Raw genomic sequence first — 20,518 nt, 5'->3', positions numbered from 1 at the left:
TCAGCCTGCCTCTTCGAGCCGGATTTCGACAGAGCGGCGGTGGCCTTCCAATCCTTCGGCGCGAGCGAGTGTCATGGCCGCAGGCCCGATTTTTTCGAGAGCGGCACGATCGAGTTTCAGGATCGATGTTCGCTTCATGAAATCCAGAACTCCAAGGCCCGATGAAAAACGTGCACTGCGCGCCGTCGGGAGAACGTGGTTGGAACCGGAAACATAATCGCCGATGACCTCGGGCGTCACGCTTCCAATGAAAATTGCCCCGGCGTTTCGAATGCGCATCGCGAGATCTTCCGCATCCGCCGTCGCGATTTCCAAATGCTCGGCGGCGATACGGTCGGCCAAAGGAACAGCCTCTCCGAGCGACCCTAGAATGATCGTGGCGCCAAACGTGTTCCAGCTCTCGCCCGCGATATTTCCGCGCGGCAGCGTCCCGAGTTGGCGGCGAACAGCTTGCTCGACCGCCTCGGCGAACGCCTCGTCGTCCGTCATCAAAATCGACTGGGCAGCTGTGTCGTGCTCGGCCTGCGCAAGAAGATCGGAAGCGATCCACTCCGGATCGTTGTTCTTGTCCGCGATGACCAGAACTTCGGACGGACCCGCGATCGAATCGATGCCGACCGTGCCGAACACCTGCCGCTTCGCCGCCGCGACCCACGCATTGCCCGGTCCGACGATTTTGACGACCGGCCGTATCGTATCAGTGCCGTAAGCGAGCGCAGCAACCGCTTGCGCGCCGCCGACGCGATAGATCTCCGATACGCCCGCAATTTTCGCGGCCGCCAGAACAAGCGGGTTGAGTTCGCCGCTCGGCGACGGCACGACCATGACGATGCGCGGAACACCTGCGACCTGCGCCGGCACAGCATTCATCAGAACGGAGCTCGGATAGGACGCAAGGCCGCCCGGAACGTAGAGCCCGACGGATTCGACAGCCGTCCAGCGGTGACCGAGCTCGACGCCGGCCGCGTCTGTGTAGCGATCGTCCGACGGCAGCTGGCGCTTGTGATGATCGGCAATGCGGTCGCGCGCGAACATCAACGCATCGAGCGTTTCCTTCGAGCACGCGGCATAGGCGGCTTCGACCTCGGCAGCAGTCACCGCGATGCCGGTCTTGCGAAGATCGAGCCTGTCGAATTTGAGAGAGAGATCCACGAGCGCCGCGTCGCCGCGCGCCCGGACATCATCGATGATTGCGCGAACCGCGTTGTCGACGTCGGTCGAGACTTCGCGCTTCAGCCCGAGAAGCTCCACGAAGTGAGTCTCGAAATCCTTGTCGTTGCTATTCAGCCGCACAGGCATCGGGCATTTCCTTAAGGCAAGCGGTCGAAGGAAATCAGCTTGCGTCCTCGGGATGCTCCGGCGGGCGCTTCGTTGCCCAGGCTGCCCCGAGGTCCTTCAATTCGATCTCGATACACTCGACGCCCAGCCGAATGGCCGCACCGCCGGAAAATGTCAACGTGACATCGCCTTCGGGCGATTCTGAGCCGGCCGTCGGTTCGTAAGTCATCGCGAGCAGCGCCAACGCCGCCCTTTTGTCGTTAAGGTCAAATCCGTGCACTTTCACGGCGTTGACACGCTCGAACCGAACGGCGCACCGGCGTCGCTCGTACTCGGGAGCGATCTTGGTTTTCGATGCTTGCGCATCCTCCGCAAACTTCTGCCAGTCAAACCGGTTGGCTATGCCAACGAAACGCTTCTGCTTCGGCAAATATTTCATGTCGCCGACACGCAGAACGGCGTCCTGCAACTGAGCGGAGATGACGCCGAGATCTTCCGTATCGAAGGCGATGAGCTTGAGGTCCGGCATCGGTATCGAAGGTCTCCGCTGTGCGGCCCCAAAAGGCATGGATCACTGGCTATGATCGCAGAGTGTTACAAAGGCGTGCAGAAAGCTGCAACGCAAGAGCAAGCGCATCAGCCGCTGGCGATACGCTCAATGTCCGCGCCGCAGGCACTGAGCTTCCGCTCGAGTTGCTCGAAGCCTCTGTCGAGATGGTAAACACGGTTGATCACCGTTTCGCCCTCTCCGGCAAGCCCGGCGATGACGAGAGAAACGGAAGCGCGGAGGTCCGTCGCCATGACGGGCGCGCCCTTGAGCGTTTTGACGCCCGTGATCGTCGCCGTATCGCCGTGCAGCTGGATGTCCGCACCGAGACGGGCCAGCTCCTGCACATGCATGAAGCGGTTCTCGAAAATCGTTTCGCGAATGACGCTCGTACCCGAGGCCCGCGTGAGAAGCGCCATGAGCTGCGCCTGCAGGTCTGTCGGAAACCCTGGAAACGGCTCCGTCTCGACCGATACCGGAGCAATGCCCCCGCCGTTTCGATAAACGCGAACGCCCGTTTCGGCCTCCTGGATCGAAGTCCCGGTACTCGCGAGAATTTCGAGCGCAGTCTTGAGATCGCCGAGGCGCGCACCCTCGAGCGTCACGTCCCCGCCCGTCGCCGCAACCGCCATCGCGAACGTGCCGGTCTCGATACGATCCGGCAACACCGTGTGAACCGCGCCTTCGAGACGATCGCGCCCCTGGATCCGAAGCACCGACGTGCCGATCCCTTCGACCTTCGCGCCCATCTTGCTGAGGCAAAGGGCGACGTCTCCGATTTCAGGCTCCCGCGCCGCGTTTTCGATAACGGTCTCGCCTTTGGCCAACGCGGCCGCCAAGAGAACGTTATGCGTGGCGCCCACCGACACCTTCGGAAACACGATACGCGCCCCGTGAAGGCCCTTCGGAGCCCGCGCAATGACGTATCCGGCGTCGATGTCGATTTCCGCTCCCAGCGCCTTGAGCCCCATCAGGTGCAGATCGACCGGCCTTGTTCCGATCGCGCAGCCGCCCGGCAGCGACACGCGCGCTTCGCGCATGCGCGCGACGAGCGGGCCAAGAACCCAGAAGCTCGCCCGCATGCGCGAAACCATTTCGTAAGGAGCCGTCGTGTCGACGATATCGCGCGCCGTGAGATGAATGGTGTCGCCGAGATGAGTGGCCGGACCAGGCCGCTTGCCGTCGACCGCGAGATCGACGCCATGATTCCGCAGGATGCGAACCAGCAGGTTGACGTCCGCGAGGTTGGGGACGTTCTTGAGCGTCAGACGGTCTTCCGTCAGAAGGCTCGCGATCAACAGCGGCAGTGCCGCGTTCTTGGCGCCTGAAATCGGAATGCTACCGCGGAGCGGCTTCCCGCCGACGATTTTGATCCGATCCATGTATGCCAATTGTCTCCGAATGATAAAAACGGCCGCGAATCTCAATCCCGCGCAAACAAGCCAAGCGTGATTAAAGGTTGAGAGACCGCATCGGCAAGCGGCTTTTACGACAGATGGAGCCCTAGACGCCGTCCTCGTCGGGAGGCGGATCGCCGCCCTCCCCCCTCTGGCGCCGGGCCGCGGCCTTGCGCCGCTTCAAATTCGCACGGAGCTCTTCCGCGAGCCGTTCCTGGCGCGTGAGCTTGCCGGAACTTTTCGGCTTATCCGCATTTCCTGGCGGCTTTGGCTGGAAATTTCCCGTCATGCCCGGTCTCGCGCGCTCCACAACTCGATGCCGGCCTTCAATTTTACCGTGCCAGCGTCGTCCACTAACAGCTTGGCTTTCCGTCTTGCTCACCGTCAAGCCTTGTGGCAGTGTCCGCCCGCCCGAAGCAGGAGCGTACCAACGCGACGCCCCTGGCATGTTCGATTCTTCGAGTCACAAAACGCCTTCAGCTGCCGTAGCTCAGTGGTAGAGCACTCCCTTGGTAAGGGAGAGGTCGAGAGTTCAATCCCCTCCGGCAGCACCAGCCAAAAAACTCAAAAAATTCTGGTAAGTCCGAGCCGCGACTCCGTCGCGCCCCGAAGTGCGCCGGATAAAAGGCAGCAACCTCATCAAACGTGACAGCTATTGGTGTCTCTTTCGGCGGCGCCCCCTGGCTGCGCCGCAATCGATACGCGCTCAATGGTGAAGATCAGCGCGGACATCCGGGTGGCGCCTGGCCTGACCTGTCCCGATTGGGACAAGCCAGGGCGGCGACCTATTGAATGCCTGCCATGGCCCGCATTGCTTCAACGGCGCCGCGCATGGATGTTTGATCGAATTTATTGGCCCCGCACGGGCTGCGTGACTTTTTGAATCGTCAGTTGCCGTTCACGCCCTTCGCGATCGGGCCAGCGGATCGAATGACCTTCGCGCAAGCCAATCAGCCCTGCGCCGACGGGCGTGAGAATCGAAATTCGCCCGTTCGATATATCAGCCTCCGCTGGGTAAACGAGCTGCACTGTGCGTTCAGCACCGCTCCCCTCGTCAGTGAATACGACGGTCGAATGCATTGTGACGACGTCGGAAGGCATGCGCTTCGCGCTATGCATCTTGGCGCGCGCAATCTCGCTCATCAGCAGTTCGCTGACCTGAGGCATGGTCTCGGCCACACCCAATGCAAGATTGGTTAGATTTTCCGCCTCGGTATCGATGAGATGAACAGGAGGTCGCCCCGTTCTGGTGCTTTGGGTCATGGTGCTGGCTTTCGAGTGGAAAAGTCGCTCGTCTGAAAAACGGCGTACGTCAGTCCTTCGAGTCATCCCGAGCCCGTGCCGAAATGCACCGGAACCCGGGGCTAGATGCCCTCGAGAAGCTGCCCCCCTTGGTGGCGAAAGCGCAAATGATGAGCACATGACTGCATGGGAGCATGCCTTGGCATGCGGAGTCGTCCAAGTCAAATACGGTGGCTAACCCGGGACTGAATTAAAAATTAGGGCGTCTACTTGGCTCGCTAAGAATGTCGGGTTATCCGGCTCGGCGCAACCGCCGCGCTCAACCCTATCGTCCTGATGATATGGGCGCGCCGCCTGATTTCGTGGCCGAGTTTCCAGGCGCGGTAGGCCAAGATGCTGCGCAGGTCGGAAGAGGGAGGTCTCTCCATCCGGTCACATTCAATTCGTGACCCGGCAAGGTCCTCTTGCACAACGAGCGTCGGAACGACCTCGAACGTCCTCGCGCCATGCACGTGCGTATCCCGCAGATAAATGTCATACGGAAACCGGATCGGCAGAATTCGGCGCAAAAGCTGCGAAGCGCCCTGCCGCGAGACGACATAGGCGTGCGCGCAAACCGTCGTCGCATGAGTCTCCACGATCTTCCCGACAGCGGTTTCCTGCAGCAGTCGCCCCCTGACGCCTCCAATGCCGCCGACTTTGAGGATACCCCAATTCAGAGGCAGGCGATCGACAAGAAGAGCAATCGCATCACCAAGGTTCGACGGGACCACCGCGTCGTCCTCGAGGATCAGCGCCGTCGACTCACTGCTGGCCAGGAATGTTTCGAGTGCGAGCTTGTGAGATAGCGTGCATCCGACCTCCGCCGGCCCGATCTCGCGGCGGAAGCGCGCCATGAACCGGTCTGGAGCAAAAGACTCGATCTCCGCCTCCGAAAGCTCGCGCCCGACGATGCCCGGAAGCATGGAAAACGACATTCCGGCGGCTTGCAGCCCGGCCGAAATCTTTTTCTGACGCTGCGTTGACAAAGGCAGGCTAATGACGAGTGTAAGCATCGGTGCCCCCCAGCCGCCGGCCAGCCCTTCGAGACTCGCTAACTCAAATAGTGCGTATGCAGAATATACCTCCCGTACCAAGACGCCCAGGGCTTTGCAAACACCTTTTGAGAAGCGCTCTGAGCTTCGCACAAGCCATCTCAATCAACTCGCGGTTGCCGCACCAAACACTTATCTGAACGGGAGAATTCATGCTGTCGTTTGCAATTATCTGCGGAGCAAACAAACCCGCCGCCGACGCTTTGGCAGAGCAGATCACAGCAACTGCTGCGACATTGTATGGAGGCCCGCTTGGTGAGCTTTGGGATTGGTCGCCGCGGCATTGCCCGTCGATCAGAGTCCTGGCGTGGCGAAGCGGAAGCGCCAGCAATATCGACCTTTCTCAAGGATTCAGATCCTCCGTCGGCTGGAAGACCAATGGCAATAGAGCCCTCGGAGAATACCTGGACATTGAAATCAATGAGTACGGAACGGGGCAGATCAGTCGAAACAAGTCCGGCATATACGGCCTCTACAAAACCGTCACACCGAGCGGGCTAACGCTCTTCAGCAACAGGAGCACCTTTTGTGCATTCTGCGCGCGCTCGTCCACTCGCTTCGATTTGGATCAACAGTACATGGCTGCCAGTATGGGCGTTGGCTGGTCAATGTTCTCCAACTCGCTATTTCAATCAGTAACTCCCATACGCCCTGGAGAAGAGCCAATATTTGGCGACGGTAATATCTCATACCGCCAGCCGGATCCTGAACCGTTCAATAACAAAGAAATGCGCGAGCTATGGCTTCGCAATCCAGATTCATTCTGGGACAGCGCTTTGGAAGATCTCCGCAGCATGTTCGACCAGTTCTTCGGCGTCGATGGAGAACCTCTCATCCCATTCTTGTCCCTGAGCGGTGGCAAGGATAGCCGTCTGATCATCGCCTTGCTGCTGCAGCGCGACGGGTTTCGCAAAGTTCCCATCCGGACGAGCGGGAGCCCGTATCATGGCGATGTTATCGTGGCATCGATGATATGTGAGAAATTTGACCTGAAGCACCTTGTTTCAGACGTGGTCTTTTCCGATTTCGAAATTGGAAGCTCACTTCGTGAGCACCTGTTTGTGTCAGAGGGAAGGTGCGCTCCACACGTGCCGCTTCGACGCGTATCGAAGCCGCCATCAGGCATCCACTTGTACGGCCACGAACTAGGCATGCGAGAGCCATTCCCAGTTCAAGACGATTTTAGCCCCGATGGCGTGTTGCGCGCTGCGACTAAAGCTCTTGGTGGTTTCGATATCGCCGGCATACTCACAGATGATGCTGTCGCCGAAGTGAGGCGCCTAGCCCGCGAACAGATCAAATCTCTCCACGAGCGTACGGCGAACCCTGAGAATGTCGGATGGCGTTTTTATATTGAGAACCGGCTTCTTCACTACGTCGTTCAGCTGAAGCAGCAGGGAGAGTTTTTATCGCACGTACCATTCCCGCTGATGTCTGACCGTGTGGGCGAGATGTCATACGTGATTGGCATCGATGCCCGCTTGGAAGAACGACCTCACTACGAACTCATGCGAAGACTGGAACCATGGCTCGTCTATGGCTGCCCCCTGAATAGTCAGACTTGGCCGGCCAAGCTTAAATCAAAGGAAAGAGAGCATCTCTTCGCATCGCCCACCCCAATGCACTCGAGTACTCTGGCCCCATCGAGCGGCATGTATGCGGCGGCCGATCGCAGTCGCGCAATATTGAAGGAGTTCGCCCTCGACAACGCCCATAAACTAGCGGCCATCGTCGACCGCAGCAAAATATCGGCCGCATTCGAGCGCGAGAAATGGACACAGCATGAATTAGGTGCCCTCGTCAATTTGGTGATGTTCTGTGGCGCGTCCGGGTCTGACTGGAATGATGTGGCCTCACCCGCGGGTGACAGGTTGTTTCCTCGCGCCCAGTATTCGACCATCCCAACCTCTGGCTCACCGGATGCCGCCAAGGTTGATCTGTATCTAAAGATTGTGCCGCGCGCGATCGCAAACATATGCCGGCCAGAGCAAGCAAGCCTAATTCTGCGCGACGCCTATGCTCTGCAGGCAGAAGGGCGGCACGACGAGGCCATTCCACTGTACGCGGCGGCGGCTAGCCTTGGCAGTCCGTCAGGACAGCTTCATCTCGGTCGTGCCTACATTAATGGCACTGGCGTGAACACGAATATAGAACTTGGCATCAAGTACCTGAAAGCCGCTCTTGGCAATGGGAACAACTTAGCGGCAGCCACCCTGGGGGACATCTACAGTCAGGGTAATGGCGTGCCTAAGTGCTTGGAGACGGCGCTCGGTTTTTTCACTATTGCCAGTTCGACGGATGATGCTTGGTCAAGCTTAAAGGTTGCCAAAACGTTGGACGCCATGAACCGGCCATCAGTTAAAGAGTGGACAACCGCCTACGAACGGCTTGTTTCGTCCGGGCTTGCAAGTCGCAACGCTTACGCCGCCTTCACTTGCTGGGAGATCGCGAGCAAGCCTGAACATGACGTTGGCGACACGGCTCGTTCTCATCTCGATGATGCGGTACGTCTTGGGCACCCGCGGGCAAAAGAGATCCAAGCACGCCTTCTGCCGGCAGGCGCGTAGGCAAACTCGGTTTCGACCGCACAGAGCTTATCGGCGATCGAAAGCCGCCGGCCAGTGCGCCCAAAAATGCGGCTTCCCCCGCCCTTGACTATTGTTGTCAATCGGATCATGTGGGCTTGTGGCCGCCATGATTTCGGCGCCGCGATTTCGAAGGAACCCAACCCTTGTCTGGCGACAGTAGTCGAATGCTTCGGCCGTTGCGGCTCGTGGCCTGACCTTCGGGTCGGCTCGCCACGATCCGTTGCAACGGCGGATCGGAAGGTGAGCCATGGAAAACATCCGCACCGCATCGGGTGAAGACGTCGATCCGATTGTCTTGGTCGAGCTGCTCGAAGAGCATGATGCCGATATTGTCGCCCAGCTGAATGAGCTGGACCTCGAGACGGCAGGCTCGATCCTCGCCGAATTGCCCCTTGATCGCGTTATCGAAATATTCGACCGGCCTGAGCTCGCGCGCGCCGGCGATCTCATCCTCGAACTCCCCGACGAATTCGCAGGCCAAGTGCTCAAGGGCATGTCCGCCGACCGCGCGGCCGACACCCTCCGCCAGCTTGATGGGCCCGACCGCACCAAGCTGCTGACCCTGCTCGACTTCGAAACCGCCCAATCCCTGAAACTGCTGCTCGCTTACCCTGAAGGCACCGCCGGCAGCATCATGACGACCGAGTTCGTCAGCGTTCCTTCGACCTACACCGTTGCCGAAACCCTGAAGCTCATCCGCGAGGTGGAACACACGCGGGAAACGATCTACGCGATCTATGTCCTCGACCCGCAATCGCGCGAACTGGTGCGGACGGTCACGTTGCGTCAGCTAATCATGGGACAGCCCGATCAGTCGATCCTCGATATTGCGCCCGACCGCGACCCCGTCTGGGTCTCACCCGACACGGACCGCGAGGAAGTGGCGCGTCTGATCTCGATCCACGACCTTCTCGCAGTCCCGGTCTTGAACGCGCGCCATCGCGTCCTCGGCATCGTGACCGTCGACGACGTCGTCGATGCGATCCTCGCCGAAAGTACGGAAGACGTTCAAAAGTTCGGCGGCGTCGAAGGTATCGCGGAGCCGTATCTGCAGATCGGCTTCGTTGAGATGATCCGGAAACGCGCCGGCTGGCTTTCCGCCCTCTTCCTCGGCGAAATGCTGACGGCCAGCGCCATGCAGCACTACTCGGATGAACTGGAAAAAGCCGTCGTGCTCACCCTTTTTATCCCGCTCATCATGAGCTCGGGCGGCAATTCCGGCTCGCAGTCCACCTCGCTACTCATTCGTGCGCTCGCGCTTGGCCAGTTGCGCCTGCGCGACTGGTGGCGTGTGGCCGTCAGAGAAGTCCCGACCGGTTTGACGCTTGGAGCCATCCTCGGCGTGATCGGCATGGCCCGCATCGCGCTATGGCAGCAGCTCGGCATCTTCGATTACGGCGAGCACTGGAAGCTGGTGGCATTGACGGTTGGATTGGGGCTCGTCGGCATCGTGACCTTCGGCTCGCTGGCGGGCTCCATGTTGCCGTTCGTACTGAAACGCCTCGGCTTCGACCCGGCAAGCGCCTCGGCCCCGTTCGTCGCGACGCTCGTCGATGTGACCGGCTTGATGATCTATTTCAGCGTCGCGCTGCTTGTCCTGCGCGGCACGCTGCTTTGACAGGGAAAATTTGACGGGGGTGATCCGGCCGGAAACGCGCGCCGTATCCCCCCAGTGCCCCATATTAACTGCGAGAGGCGTCCCATATCGACAAACCGCGTCTCCGCTCCCATCTAACGGCGGCCCCCAATCTACCGGCGGCAAGGTGACGTTTGCCGTCTGGAATCCGATGGGTCTATAAGGGCCGACGTCCAAAGCCGTGCTACGATCCCCCCCCTTCCAATAACAACCAGTGTTTTCCAATGAATTCAAACAACAAGCCGACGCGCGCCGAGGTTGAAGCAGCCGTCAAGACGATCATCCGCTGGACGGGTGATGATCCTTCGCGCGATGGCCTGAAGGAAACGCCTTCCCGCGTGACGAAGGCATTCGAGGAATATTTCCGCGGCTACGACCAGGACCCGGTGGCGATCCTCCAGAAGACCTTCGAAGAGATCGAAGGCTACGACGAGATGATCGTCCTGCGCGGCATTCGCTTCGAAAGTCATTGCGAGCACCACATGGCGCCGATCATCGGCCGCGCTTGGGTCGGCTATATCCCCGATGGCCGCGTCGTCGGCATCTCGAAGCTCGCCCGTGTTGTCGATGCCTACGCCAAGCGGCTCCAGATCCAGGAGAAGATGACCGCGCAGATCGCCAACACGATCCAGGACGTGCTGCAGCCGCAGGGCGTCGCCGTCATGATCAAGGCCGAACATCACTGCATGACGACACGCGGTGTGATGAAGCCCGGCACCGACATGGTGACGAGCAGAATGCTCGGCGCCTTCCGCGACAACCCGATCACTCGTCAGGAGTTTCTGGCGATCGTGACGGAGGATACGAAGACGTCGTAATGGCGTCCTCGGGGTAATCAACACCAACGAGATAGAGGCCTGATGCGGGCGACACCGTCCCGCACGCCTCGCGATTGCGCGCGGCGAGCGCCGAAACGATATCCTCGCGCGACCACTTCCCTTCGCCGACGAGCTTCAGGCTGCCGACCATCGACCGCACCTGATGGTGCAGAAACGATCGCGCCGATATCTCGCAAACGATTTCCTCGCCCGAACGCGTGATGTCGAAGACATCGAGCGTCTTCACGGGCGAGGGCGCTTGGCATTGCGCCGCGCGGAATGTCGTGAAGTCGTGTCGTCCGACAAACACCTTGGCGGCATCGGCCATCGCCTCTGCATCGAGATCGCGCATCGTCCACCAGACACGGTTTTTGTCGAGAATCGGCGGCGCGCGACGGGTCAGAAGCCGGTATCTGTAATGGCGCTTCACCGCGCTGAAACGCGCGTCGAACGTAGCATCGACGGCATCCGACGCGACGACGCCGATTGGATGCGGACGCAGATGAAAATTCATCGCGTCGCGCACGCGCGAGGCCGCCCAGTCTTTCGTCAAATCGACATGCGCGACCTGCCCCAGCGCATGAACGCCCGCGTCGGTGCGGCCCGCGCCGCGCACGCCGACGGTCTCGCCGGTGAATTTACGAATTGCCTCTTCGAGCAGGCCTTGGATCGATAGGCCCTCGGCCTGTCTCTGCCAGCCGACGAAAGGCGTGCCGTCGTATTCGATGGTAATGCGGTAGCGCGGCATCGGGCTCAGGTTGAAAAAATGCTTCGGCCATCCCTAGCCTTTGCTGGGCAGCAGCTCAACGGCGCATCGTCACGTCAAGCACCACTTCGAAGCGCTAATGAGCCGGTTGGATAGCGTGCGGCTTGCCGTGGTGACCCGGATGCAAGCCCTCGCGCGGTCCGCCGATACGATAGAAACCCGGCCGCCACTGATAAGCCAGGCCCCAAGCCGGGGCATGGTAGAGCCCGTCGCCGGTGTAGACATTCGCGCTCCCATCATAGACCGCTGGCGCGCGCTGCCCGTAGATGTTCGTTTCGCTGATGCTGAGCGACAACGGAACCCGGTCGGGGTTGATGATGACGTAACGATCCGGCGGCAGCGGGCGATAGACGCGAACGCCATGTTCGAGCGTTACGACGGCGCCATAGTAGGGGCGCGTCTCGATCCGGGTCGTGAAGCTATCGGCACTCGCTGACGCCGCCAGCGCGCACATGGCCGAACCGCAGGCAGCAAGACGAAGCGCAAACTCTGAAAGCACGGCTGGTTCTCCGGACCGAGGAATCACGCGAAGAGATTAACCTCACACCGCGAATGTCTCAGAGCCTTTCACGCCTATGATTAACAGGCGAGACGTAACCCCGCCGCGAGTCGCGTGCCGCGAAGGAAGTCGGCCGCAGCCATCGGTTGCTTTCCCGCCCGCTGCAGTCTTTCGACGCGAATGGCGCCAGTGCCGCAAGCGATCGTCAGATTGTCGTCGATGAGCGTGCCAGCCTCGGCCGTCCCCTCGGCCGCCGTCGCCGTCAGGACCCTGATCCGTTCGGCCTTGCCGCCAATTGTGATCTCGAACCATGCACCGGGGTACGGTGAAAGCCCGCGAATGTGATTGATGACGTCGTCGGCGGGCCTTGAGAAATCGATGCGCGTTTCACTCTTGCCGATCTTGGCGGCATAGGTCGCGCCCTCGGCCGGCTGCGGCACGCAGTCGATCTCACCCGCCTCGATCTTGGCAAGCGCTTCGACCATCAGCGCCGCGCCGAGCTTCGACAGCTCGTCGTGCAACTCTCCGGCGGTCATGCTGCGAGGAATAGGAACGTCTCGGCCGAGGCAGACCGGCCCCGTGTCGAGCCCCTGCTCCATCCGCATGATGTTGACCGCCGTCACCGTATCGCCCGCCATGATGGCGCGCTGGATCGGCGCTGCTCCCCGCCATCGCGGCAGCTTCGATGCGTGAACGTTGAAACTGCCGAGCCGCGGCGCATCGAGAACCGGTTTCGGTAGAAGTAGACCGTAAGCGACGACCACAGCCACGTCCGCGTTGAGCGCGGCGAAGGCCTCGCGATCCCCATCGCTTTTGAAGTTCACCGGTGTCCGGACTTCAATTCCCAGCGCTTCGGCGCGGCGTTGAACGGGCGATTTGACTTCCGCCATGCCACGCCCCGCCGGCCGCGGCGGCTGGCTGTAGACCGCGACGACGCGATTGCCCGCCGACGCGATCGCATCGAGCACTGGCACCGAGAAATCGGGTGTCCCCATGAAGACGATATTGAGCGGCATGTCGCCCGTTTATGTTGGCGCGTGCGACTGCCCTGAAGGTCCAGCCGGCCGCACACGCACCAGAATTCAGTCGCCGCTCGTTCTGACCTGCTTCTTGAACTTGCGGATAATGATGTCGCGCTTCAGCCGCGAAAGGAAGTCAATGATCAGCTGCCCGTCGAGATGATCGATTTCGTGCTGAATGGCCGTCGCGAGCAAGCCGTCCGCGGCAAGCTCCTGCTCTTTGCCATAGCGGTCGATGTAGCGCACGGTCACCGTCGACGGCCGCTCGATCTCGACATGCACATCCGGAATCGAAAGGCAGCCCTCTTCATGTACCCGCGTCGTCGACCCGACAGCGATCAGTTCGGGGTTCGCCATGGCGATCGGATTGGGCGGCTCATCGTCCTTTGCCGCATCGATGACGACGACCCGCTTCAGGATGCCGACCTGCACGGCGGCGAGCCCGACGCCCGGCGCGTCGTACATAGTCTCGAGCATGTCGTCCATCAGCTTGACGACGGCATCGTCCACCCGCTCGACAGGATCGGAGATCTTGCGCAGCACGGGATCAGGAATGGTGATTATCGGAAGAACAGCCATGAGGCTGACATATGAAAGCCCGCAGCGCCGGTCAATGGCGTGCGGCTCTATACCGTGGAGGTTTTGGCCGCTCGGAGCTGGGACCCGCCCGCGCCGACGCGGCAAGCGCCCCGAGCGTCTCCTCTGGCGGGGCCCATCCGATCCGCCTGAGGCGCACGGCATCGACGACGAGATCGCCCGTCAGCCGGTCCGCGAAATGCGGTTTCCCTGCCATCCGAAGCACCGCCGCGAGGGACGCTTCCGGAACCGGCAGGAGCATTTCGGGCCGCCCGGCGCCTCGGCGTAACGCCCGAATGATCTCCGCTATTGTTAACGGCGCCGGGTCGGCCACGATGAATGTCGCGTTCTCGGCCGTTTGGGTTTGCAGCACATACTGAATGGCACTGAGAAGATTGCCGATACTGAGCAGCGACCGGCGAGCCTTGAGCGCCGCGAATGGCAGCGGCAACGGCAAGGCGGCGAGCCGCATCAACGTCGCCATATTGCCCCTGACGCCGCCGCCGTAGACGAGCACGGGACGAAGCACGGTCCAATGCGTCGGCGATCCCTCGAGCATCTTCGCAAGAACCCCCTCGGCCGCGAGCTTCGACCGGCCGTAAGCGTCCGTCGGCGTCGGAAACGTCGTCTCGGTGACGACGCCTGGATGCGTCGCGCCCACTTGCGCGCGAATCGAGGACATCAGCACGAACCGCCTCACACGCGCCGCGCGGGCCGCCCGGGCGAGCTGGCGAGTTGCATCAACATTGATCGCCGTGTACGCGGCATCGGGCAAATTCGTGCGGGCATGAGACAAACCGGCTGCATGAACCACCGCATCGACACCCCGAACCAGAAATTCGGCGGCGAACGATCGCGACATGTCGCCGACGGCCACGCCCTCGACCCGCGGACTATCGAAGACGATCGGCTGGCGCGACGCCGCACGCACGCTGTATCCGCGGTCGGCAAGCATCCGGACCACGTGCTGGCCGATGAAGCCAGACGCGCCGGTCACGAGAATGCGCTGCGCAATGGCCACGCCGGTTCCCTCGAATATGCCGGTTGGTGAGCCAACGGGCGCAAAAAGGACGTCCCCGGACGATCTAGAAACTGCGTCGCGAAAAAGTGCAACGACGGCGAAGCCTAAAGCTCCAGCGTTTCCCCAACCCGGTCGATCAGCCTGTATCCTGCTATTATGGCAATCAAACCGAACGCAACGCCACCGATCATATTTCCGGCCAGCACGCCTTCGGCCCCGTAAAACTTGCCGCCGAGGAGCACGAACGGCACGGTTCCGACCGTCGCCCGCCCCCAATTCAACAGCGTCGAGAAATGGGCGCGGCCCAGAGTATTGAATACCGCGTTGGTAATGAAAACCGTACCGAGAAATACGAACAGCGGCGACAGCCAGCGACAGAAAAAGACGATCAGATCTCGCGCCTCCGGCCCAGCCTTGAAGAGGCCCGCGAGCGGATGGGCGACGAGTGCCAGAATGAGCCACGCGAGGCCCGTGAACGCGGCCATCGTCAACAATGACAGCGTGAAAACGTCCCGCATGCGCGACGGCGAGCGGGCGCCGAAGTTCTGGCCGAGAATGGGGCCCACGGTGCCGGAGAGCGCGTAAATCGCCCCGAACGCGACCGGCGTAATACGTCCGATGATGGCCCACGCCGCAACCGCGGCATCTCCATAGGCCGATATCGCGAGCGTAATGTAACCGTTGCCGACCGCCGGCGCGATATTGGTCAACACCGCAGGCCCCGCGATGCGACAGAAGGGCGGAGCATCTTGCTTGAGCGTTGCGATTTTCGGCCGCCCCATCAGGTCGTGAACCGAGATGACGCCGTAAAATCCGACGCCCATGATCACGATGCGCGCCAGCAACGACGACAGGACTGCGCCTTCGAGGCCCCATCCGAAATGCACGATGAAAACGAGGTCGAGGATCGTGTTGACGATGGCGCCCGACAACGTGACGTGCATCGCGCGCCGCGCATCCCCGACTGAACGAAGCACCGCCGCCGACGTCATGCCGAGCGACAGGAGAGGCAACGTCGGCACTAAAACGACGAGATAGAAGCTCGCCAGTTCGAGCGTCCGGCCCGTCGCGCCCAGAAGCTCGAGCAGAGGCCGAATGGCAAACCAGATCGCAACGCTCGCGACTGCTGAAAATAGAAATGTCAGCATATGCGCATTCACCGACAGCCGGCGTGCGCGAACGCGTCTGCGGGCACCGAGCGCGGGCGCTATCAGCGACGTCGCCGCAATCGCCAATCCTATGCCGATCGACGTCGAAAAGAAGAGAATGGAACTCGCATATCCAACCGCGGCGACGATCGCTTCGTCGCCGAGGCGCGACAGAAAATAGATATTTGCGAGGTCGCCGATGAAGATCGCCATCAGCCCGACGGCGCCTGCTGCCGTCATCGACAGGATGTGGCGGAGGAGCGACCCGGTGACGAACCTCGGACCGTCATTCCGCCGGCGAACGATATCGACTTCCGCCATTCGCTAGGCTCTCTCAACCACTTCCCACCGTCATCCCCGCGCAGGCGGGGATCCGTCCAAGCAAGAGTTCGTTACTGTGGGCCTGGATAGATCCCGGCCTTCGCCGGGATGACGGAAGGCATCTATAGTTTGCGCCGCGCTTTGAACGCGGCGGCGAGCGTACCATCGTCGAGATAATCGAGTTCGCCGCCGATCGGAACGCCTTGCGCAAGGCGCGATACCGTAACGTCCGCCGACACGAGTTGATCCGAAATAAAATGTGCCGTCGATTGCCCTTCGACGGTGGCGTTGAGCGCGAGCAGAATTTCTTTGACGTCCGGTGATCGCGCCCGCCCCACGAGGCTCGCAATGTTGAGCTTGTCCGGACCGACGCCGTCGAGCGGCGACAGATGCCCGCCGAGCACGTGATATTGCGCCGAGACGACGCCAGCACGTTCGAGCGCCCACAGATCGCCAACCTCCTCGACGACCACGATCAAACTCTGATCGCGGCGCGGATCGGCGCAGATACTGCACGGCGAAACCGTATCGAGATTTCCGCACACAGGACATTCCGCGATCTTCGCGATCGCCTGCTGCAAAGCTTCCGACAAAGGAACGAGCAGTTCGTTGCGCCGCTTGAGCATCGAGAGCACCGCTTTGCGCGACGAGCGCGGACCGAGCCCCGGCAGCCGCGCCAGCAGCTGCACCAGGCGCTCAATTTCAGGGCCTGCGGTTTTGCGTGACATTCAGCAATCAGCCCAGCGATGGCGCCGTTGAGGCCTCTGCCCGACCTGCCGGCCCGGCATAGGCGCGCTCAACTTTGGCGACGCGCACCTCATAGTGAGAATACCAGCGCTCACGGCCACCGGCCTGCGCCGCCCGATGTTCGGCGACGCTCTTCCAACGTCGAACGCTTTCCTCATCTCGCCAATACGAGACGGTAATGCCAAAGCCATCGGCCGAGCGTGCGCTTTCATGACCGAGATAGCCCGGCTGAGCGGCAGCGAGTTTAGACATTGCCTCTGCCATTCGCTCATAACCCGCGTCGCCGGCCGCACGCTGGCTGGTGAAAATGACGGCGTAGTAGGGTGGCTCAAGCGTTCGGCTGAAGTTGTCTGAATCGACCATCGGACGGGATATCAAAAAAGTTTCATGCCTGGCGGCAACGGAAGCCCACCGGTGATCTCGGCCATCTTGTCCTGCATGGCCGTATCGACCTTGCTGCGCGCGTCAACCGCCGCAGCGACGATCAGATCTTCGAGAATCTCGACTTCGTCCGGCTTCATCAGGGTCGGATCGATCCGCACCCGTTTGACTTCGCCCTTGCCGTCGACGGTCAAATGCACGAGGCCGCCGCCCGACTGGCCTTCATGCTCGGCCTTGGCGAGATCGTCCTGCATCTCTTTGAGGCGAGCCTGCATCTGGCCCACCTGCTTCATCATTCCCATAATATCTTTCATATCGTCCTCGCGGCATCATGCCGAAATTTTGAAATTCGTTGCGAGCTTTAAACCGCTTCGCTCTCGCTGTCCGTATCTGTGTCACGCCCAGTGATTCGCCGCACCTCAGCGATCTTCGCATCGGGAAAAGCTTCGAGCACAGCCCGCACCGCCGGATGCGCTTTGAGCGACTCGAGTTCGGCCGCTTCACGTTGTCTGCGCACAGCGCCGACGGCCGGAGCACCGGCTTCCTTCGAAAGCAAAACGACCCAGCGCCGGTTCGTCCAGGCATTGAGTTTCTCGCGAAGCTCGTTAGGAAGCTCCGGAGGCGCCTCGGGAAAAAGAAACAGATCGATCGACCCCGCGGCCGCATCGAATTTCACGAGGCTCACATGATCTTCGAGATGGATCGTGAGCTTCACATCGCGCTTCGCGCTCGTGAGCGCGATGACCTCCTCGAACGAACGCGGATTGGCGACGGGAAAAGCACTCGGACTTTCTCCATCGTCTTCGTCATCGCCGATCGGTTCGCCGTCGTCGAACTCGAATGCGTCCCCCGCCTCGTCGTCGAAGCTTTCGGCAACCTGCGCCGCGGCGCGCGAATTGAGCGGCTGACGTTGATCGGCAGCGCCGCCGCCGTCGCCCGCGGGAAGAGCCGGACGCCGCGCCGAGACTGTGCCGCCACCGAGCGCCCGGATCAGTTCGTCCGGGGTCGGCAGATCCGACGTGTAGGCAAGGCGAATGAGAACCATCTCGGCCGCAACGCGCGGATTGGGCGCGCGCGCCGTTTCTTCGAAACCTTTGACGAGCATCTGCCAAGCGCGCGACAGGTACGGCATGGAAAGCCGCCCCGCGAGATCTTTGAGCCGCGCTTTTTCTTCAGCCGTCAGACCTTCGCCCGCAGGCTCTTCGCCAACGGCTTTGACACGCGCGATCGCATGAACGGCTTCGGCAAGGTCGGACACGACCTCGGCCGCTTCGGCACCGTCACGATGCAGCGACGACAGCCCTTGAAGCGCACCGGCGACATCGCCGCGAAACAGACATTCCGCGAGATCGAAAATGCGTGCGCGGTCGGCGAGGCCTAGCATGTCGCGCACCTTCGCGGCGGTCACATGCCCCTCGCCCATCGCGATGGCCTGATCGAGAATGGAAAGTCCATCGCGAACCGAGCCTTCGGCCGCGCGCGCAATCAGCTGCAAAGCATCCGCATCGGCGCTCGCACCCTCGGCGCCGACGATTTTCTGAAAATGTTCGGCAAGCACCGGCTGCTCGACGCGGCGCAGATCGAACCGCTGACAGCGTGACAGCACGGTCACGGGAACCTTGCGGATTTCCGTCGTCGCGAAGATGAAGCGGACGTGTGCCGGCGGCTCCTCGAGCGTCTTCAGGAGCGCGTTGAACGCGCCCTTCGACAGCATGTGAACCTCGTCGATGAGGAAGACTTTGGTGCGCGCAACGAGCGGCGTGTACTGCGAGCTTTCGATGATTTCGCGAATGTTGTCGACGCCGGTGTTCGACGCGGCGTCCATTTCGAGCACGTCCGGATGACGGCCCTCCATGATGTCCTTGCAGTGAGCGCCAAGGCCCGGCATGTCGATCGTCGGCTTGTCGTAGCCGGGCGCTTCGTAATTGAGCGCGCGCGCCAGAATTCGCGCTGTCGTTGTCTTGCCGACGCCGCGCACGCCGGTCAGCATGTAGCCCTGGGCGATGCGGCCGGAGGCAAAGGCATTCCGGAGCGTCGTCACCATGGCCGACTGCCCGATCAGGTCGTCGAACGTCGCCGGGCGGTACTTACGCGCCAGAACGACATAAGGCTTCGTCGGCTCTAAGCCGCCAGAACCCTCCACGCCGTCCGACGCATCTGATTTTTTCTTTGCCATGATCCCTGAGCCAACTTTCGCCCGAAGGGCGAGGGAGCAAGGCGACCCGCGCCAAGACTCGTGTAGGAGACCGCGCCCCCGCGGAGAGCGCCGGATCGCCCTCGCGATCGGATTAGCGCTCGTGAGCGAGTAAAGAGAGGCTGGCGAACGACCCGACTTCTGATCGTTAGGGCTGCTTCCTTCCGGACCTGACCCGGTTGGCGACGAATTCGTCCGTCGCCAGCCCGCTCTTATAATGGGCCGAGCAGCGGAAAAGTACAACCCTTCGGAAGATCAAGGATTTAACTCATCCTCGAAAATCTGAGGCGGCTGGATGTCCTTGGCCATCAACTAGGGCGCTTGATCGGCACGAGACCGCTCGCGGCAAGCTCGCGGGCTTCCTTGCGGAATGGGCTTGCCGGGTAGGTGCCGAAAATTTTCGTCTGCGTCGAGAAAAAGGAGAGCTCCTCCAGCGCCAGCTGAACGGGCCGGTCGACCGGGTGGCCTTCGATATCGGCGAAAAACATCGTCGCGTTGAAGGTGCCTTCTTCCTGATAGCTCTCGAGCTTCGTCATGTTGACGCCGTTCGTCGCAAAGCCGCCGAGCGCCTTGTAGAGGGCCGCCGGCACGTTGCGGACACGGAAGAGGAACGTGGTCATGACCGGGCCATTCCCGGGCTCCGCATCGTCCGGTTCCTTCGACAGAATGACGAACCGCGTCGTGTTGTGCTCCTGATCCTCGACGTCGCTCTTCAGGATCTTCAGCCCGTAGATTTCGGCGGCAAGCCGCGATGCGATGGCGCCCGTCGTAAGGTCGTCGCTTTCCGCAACGAGGCGCGCGGAACCGGCGGTGTCGGCTTCCGGAACTGGTTTCAAGCCGAGCATGCGCAGCGTGTTCCGGCACTGGCCGAGCGCCTGCGTGTGGCTCATGACCCGCTTGATCGTCGACATGCTGGCTTCGGGCTTCGCCATCAGCTGGTGGCGCACCCGCAGAAAGTGCTCGCCGACGATATAGAGACCGGCATCGGGCAGCAGATGATGGATGTCGGCAACACGCCCGGCGACCGAATTTTCAACCGGGATCATCGCATACTGCGCTTCCCCCATTTTGACCGCCGCCAAGGCGTCCTCGAACGTCGGATAGGCGATGCTTTCGAAATCTGGATAAGCCTCGCGCGCCGCCAGATGCGAATTCGCCCCCGGCTCACCTTGGTACGAGATTTTGCCGGCGCCGAGTTCGGAGCCCGTTTGATTTGTCATAGCCTGTCGATTGTCCGGGAGAAGAT

General features: G+C 61.2%; 20 protein-coding genes, 1 tRNA gene and 1 other RNA gene. 4 read left to right on the top strand and 18 right to left on the bottom strand.

The genetic code is table 11. The features are described 5' to 3' along the window. From hisD to BM399_RS02395, 4 genes are all read right to left on the bottom strand, one after another. Entirely contained in the window at positions 1-1,299 is a 1,299-nt protein-coding gene (hisD, locus tag BM399_RS02410) for a histidinol dehydrogenase (protein ID WP_092863716.1), read from the bottom strand. A 34-nt stretch (positions 1,300-1,333) separates the two neighbouring features. After that, the gene (locus tag BM399_RS02405; protein ID WP_092863713.1) at positions 1,334-1,807 is read right to left on the bottom strand and encodes a DUF2948 family protein; all 474 of its coding nucleotides are present in this window, start codon (positions 1,805-1,807) and stop codon (positions 1,334-1,336) included. A 107-nt stretch (positions 1,808-1,914) separates the two neighbouring features. Continuing rightward, entirely contained in the window at positions 1,915-3,207 is a 1,293-nt protein-coding gene (gene murA, locus BM399_RS02400) for a UDP-N-acetylglucosamine 1-carboxyvinyltransferase (protein ID WP_092863710.1), read from the bottom strand. Positions 3,208-3,328: 121 nt separating this feature from the next. Continuing rightward, positions 3,329-3,511 carry a hypothetical protein gene (locus tag BM399_RS02395; protein ID WP_143111307.1) on the bottom strand — a complete coding sequence of 61 codons (183 nt, stop codon included), beginning with the start codon at positions 3,509-3,511 and terminating at the stop codon, positions 3,329-3,331. A 190-nt stretch (positions 3,512-3,701) separates the two neighbouring features. Here BM399_RS02395 and BM399_RS02390 point away from each other — a divergent pair. Then, a tRNA-Thr gene (locus BM399_RS02390) sits at positions 3,702-3,776 on the top strand. 295 nt (positions 3,777-4,071) lie between these two features. Here the strand turns inward: BM399_RS02390 and rnk are convergent. Together rnk and BM399_RS02380 are read right to left on the bottom strand one after the other, a co-directional pair. After that, positions 4,072-4,485, bottom strand: a complete 414-nt coding sequence (rnk, locus tag BM399_RS02385; RefSeq protein ID WP_092863704.1) for a nucleoside diphosphate kinase regulator — start codon at positions 4,483-4,485, stop codon at positions 4,072-4,074. A 257-nt stretch (positions 4,486-4,742) separates the two neighbouring features. Beyond that, positions 4,743-5,519, bottom strand: a complete 777-nt coding sequence (locus BM399_RS02380; protein ID WP_092863701.1) for a glycosyltransferase family 25 protein — start codon at positions 5,517-5,519, stop codon at positions 4,743-4,745. 191 nt (positions 5,520-5,710) lie between these two features. Between BM399_RS02380 and BM399_RS02375 the strand changes: the two genes are divergently transcribed. The 3 genes from BM399_RS02375 to folE all read left to right on the top strand — a co-directional run bounded on the left by BM399_RS02375 (position 5,711) and on the right by folE (position 10,600). Next, positions 5,711-8,125: a tetratricopeptide repeat protein gene (locus tag BM399_RS02375; protein ID WP_092863698.1), complete on the top strand. Its 2,415-nt coding sequence runs from the start codon at positions 5,711-5,713 to the stop codon at positions 8,123-8,125. Positions 8,126-8,393: 268 nt separating this feature from the next. After that, the gene (gene mgtE, locus BM399_RS02370; RefSeq protein WP_092863695.1) at positions 8,394-9,764 is read left to right on the top strand and encodes a magnesium transporter; all 1,371 of its coding nucleotides are present in this window, start codon (positions 8,394-8,396) and stop codon (positions 9,762-9,764) included. A gap of 242 nt (positions 9,765-10,006) precedes the next feature. Further along, the gene (gene folE / locus BM399_RS02365) at positions 10,007-10,600 is read left to right on the top strand and encodes a GTP cyclohydrolase I FolE (protein WP_092863692.1); all 594 of its coding nucleotides are present in this window, start codon (positions 10,007-10,009) and stop codon (positions 10,598-10,600) included. Here folE and truA read toward each other — a convergent pair. The 12 genes from truA to BM399_RS02305 all read right to left on the bottom strand — a co-directional run bounded on the left by truA (position 10,548) and on the right by BM399_RS02305 (position 20,492). Next, the gene (gene truA / locus BM399_RS02360) at positions 10,548-11,348 is read right to left on the bottom strand and encodes a tRNA pseudouridine(38-40) synthase TruA (protein ID WP_092863689.1); all 801 of its coding nucleotides are present in this window, start codon (positions 11,346-11,348) and stop codon (positions 10,548-10,550) included. The two genes, folE and truA, sit on opposite strands and share 53 nt — an antisense overlap. 94 nt (positions 11,349-11,442) lie before the next feature. Then, on the bottom strand, positions 11,443-11,865 hold the full coding sequence (locus BM399_RS02355; RefSeq protein WP_092863686.1) for a hypothetical protein: 423 nt from the start codon (positions 11,863-11,865) through the stop codon (positions 11,443-11,445). An 80-nt stretch (positions 11,866-11,945) separates the two neighbouring features. Continuing rightward, entirely contained in the window at positions 11,946-12,881 is a 936-nt protein-coding gene (gene fmt, locus BM399_RS02350; protein WP_092863683.1) for a methionyl-tRNA formyltransferase, read from the bottom strand. Between the two features lie 66 nt (positions 12,882-12,947). Then, positions 12,948-13,463: a peptide deformylase gene (def, locus tag BM399_RS02345; protein WP_092863680.1), complete on the bottom strand. Its 516-nt coding sequence runs from the start codon at positions 13,461-13,463 to the stop codon at positions 12,948-12,950. 31 nt (positions 13,464-13,494) lie between these two features. Continuing rightward, positions 13,495-14,481, bottom strand: a complete 987-nt coding sequence (locus BM399_RS02340) for an NAD-dependent epimerase/dehydratase family protein (RefSeq protein WP_092863677.1) — start codon at positions 14,479-14,481, stop codon at positions 13,495-13,497. Positions 14,482-14,585: 104 nt separating this feature from the next. Further along, positions 14,586-15,950, bottom strand: coding sequence for an MATE family efflux transporter (locus BM399_RS02335; protein WP_092863674.1), 1,365 nt, complete (start codon positions 15,948-15,950; stop codon positions 14,586-14,588). A gap of 122 nt (positions 15,951-16,072) precedes the next feature. Further along, positions 16,073-16,678: a recombination mediator RecR gene (gene recR, locus BM399_RS02330; RefSeq protein ID WP_092863669.1), complete on the bottom strand. Its 606-nt coding sequence runs from the start codon at positions 16,676-16,678 to the stop codon at positions 16,073-16,075. 7 nt (positions 16,679-16,685) lie between these two features. Beyond that, positions 16,686-17,060, bottom strand: a complete 375-nt coding sequence (locus tag BM399_RS02325) for an antibiotic biosynthesis monooxygenase family protein (RefSeq protein ID WP_092863665.1) — start codon at positions 17,058-17,060, stop codon at positions 16,686-16,688. An 11-nt stretch (positions 17,061-17,071) separates the two neighbouring features. After that, positions 17,072-17,392: a YbaB/EbfC family nucleoid-associated protein gene (locus tag BM399_RS02320; RefSeq protein ID WP_092863661.1), complete on the bottom strand. Its 321-nt coding sequence runs from the start codon at positions 17,390-17,392 to the stop codon at positions 17,072-17,074. 47 nt (positions 17,393-17,439) lie between these two features. After that, positions 17,440-19,254 (bottom strand): DNA polymerase III subunit gamma/tau, encoded by a 1,815-nt coding sequence (locus BM399_RS02315; RefSeq protein ID WP_092863658.1) that lies wholly within the window; start codon positions 19,252-19,254, stop codon positions 17,440-17,442. A 132-nt stretch (positions 19,255-19,386) separates the two neighbouring features. Then, positions 19,387-19,482, bottom strand: an RNA gene (gene ffs, locus BM399_RS02310) — signal recognition particle sRNA small type. Positions 19,483-19,580: 98 nt separating this feature from the next. Continuing rightward, positions 19,581-20,492 (bottom strand): prephenate dehydratase, encoded by a 912-nt coding sequence (locus BM399_RS02305; RefSeq protein ID WP_092863655.1) that lies wholly within the window; start codon positions 20,490-20,492, stop codon positions 19,581-19,583. Between the last annotated feature and the right edge of the window lie 26 nt (positions 20,493-20,518).

This window comes from Hyphomicrobium facile, assembly GCF_900116175.1.
GTDB classification, from domain to species: Bacteria; Pseudomonadota; Alphaproteobacteria; order Rhizobiales; family Hyphomicrobiaceae; genus Hyphomicrobium_B; species Hyphomicrobium_B facile.
This window is presented reverse-complemented; position numbering and strand designations above follow the sequence as displayed.

Coding starts and splice junctions, on each gene's coding strand:
- hisD (WP_092863716.1), bottom strand. CDS start 1,299: ATGCCTGTGCGGCTGAATAGCAACGACAAGGATTTCGAGACTCACTTC.
- BM399_RS02405 (WP_092863713.1), bottom strand. CDS start 1,807: ATGCCGGACCTCAAGCTCATCGCCTTCGATACGGAAGATCTCGGCGTC.
- murA (WP_092863710.1), bottom strand. CDS start 3,207: ATGGATCGGATCAAAATCGTCGGCGGGAAGCCGCTCCGCGGTAGCATT.
- BM399_RS02395 (WP_143111307.1), bottom strand. CDS start 3,511: ATGACGGGAAATTTCCAGCCAAAGCCGCCAGGAAATGCGGATAAGCCG.
- rnk (WP_092863704.1), bottom strand. CDS start 4,485: ATGACCCAAAGCACCAGAACGGGGCGACCTCCTGTTCATCTCATCGAT.
- BM399_RS02380 (WP_092863701.1), bottom strand. CDS start 5,519: ATGCTTACACTCGTCATTAGCCTGCCTTTGTCAACGCAGCGTCAGAAA.
- BM399_RS02375 (WP_092863698.1), top strand. CDS start 5,711: ATGCTGTCGTTTGCAATTATCTGCGGAGCAAACAAACCCGCCGCCGAC.
- mgtE (WP_092863695.1), top strand. CDS start 8,394: ATGGAAAACATCCGCACCGCATCGGGTGAAGACGTCGATCCGATTGTC.
- folE (WP_092863692.1), top strand. CDS start 10,007: ATGAATTCAAACAACAAGCCGACGCGCGCCGAGGTTGAAGCAGCCGTC.
- truA (WP_092863689.1), bottom strand. CDS start 11,348: ATGCCGCGCTACCGCATTACCATCGAATACGACGGCACGCCTTTCGTC.
- fmt (WP_092863683.1), bottom strand. CDS start 12,881: ATGCCGCTCAATATCGTCTTCATGGGGACACCCGATTTCTCGGTGCCA.
- def (WP_092863680.1), bottom strand. CDS start 13,463: ATGGCTGTTCTTCCGATAATCACCATTCCTGATCCCGTGCTGCGCAAG.
- BM399_RS02335 (WP_092863674.1), bottom strand. CDS start 15,950: ATGGCGGAAGTCGATATCGTTCGCCGGCGGAATGACGGTCCGAGGTTC.
- recR (WP_092863669.1), bottom strand. CDS start 16,678: ATGTCACGCAAAACCGCAGGCCCTGAAATTGAGCGCCTGGTGCAGCTG.
- BM399_RS02325 (WP_092863665.1), bottom strand. CDS start 17,060: ATGGTCGATTCAGACAACTTCAGCCGAACGCTTGAGCCACCCTACTAC.
- BM399_RS02320 (WP_092863661.1), bottom strand. CDS start 17,392: ATGAAAGATATTATGGGAATGATGAAGCAGGTGGGCCAGATGCAGGCT.
- BM399_RS02315 (WP_092863658.1), bottom strand. CDS start 19,254: ATGGCAAAGAAAAAATCAGATGCGTCGGACGGCGTGGAGGGTTCTGGC.
- BM399_RS02305 (WP_092863655.1), bottom strand. CDS start 20,492: ATGACAAATCAAACGGGCTCCGAACTCGGCGCCGGCAAAATCTCGTAC.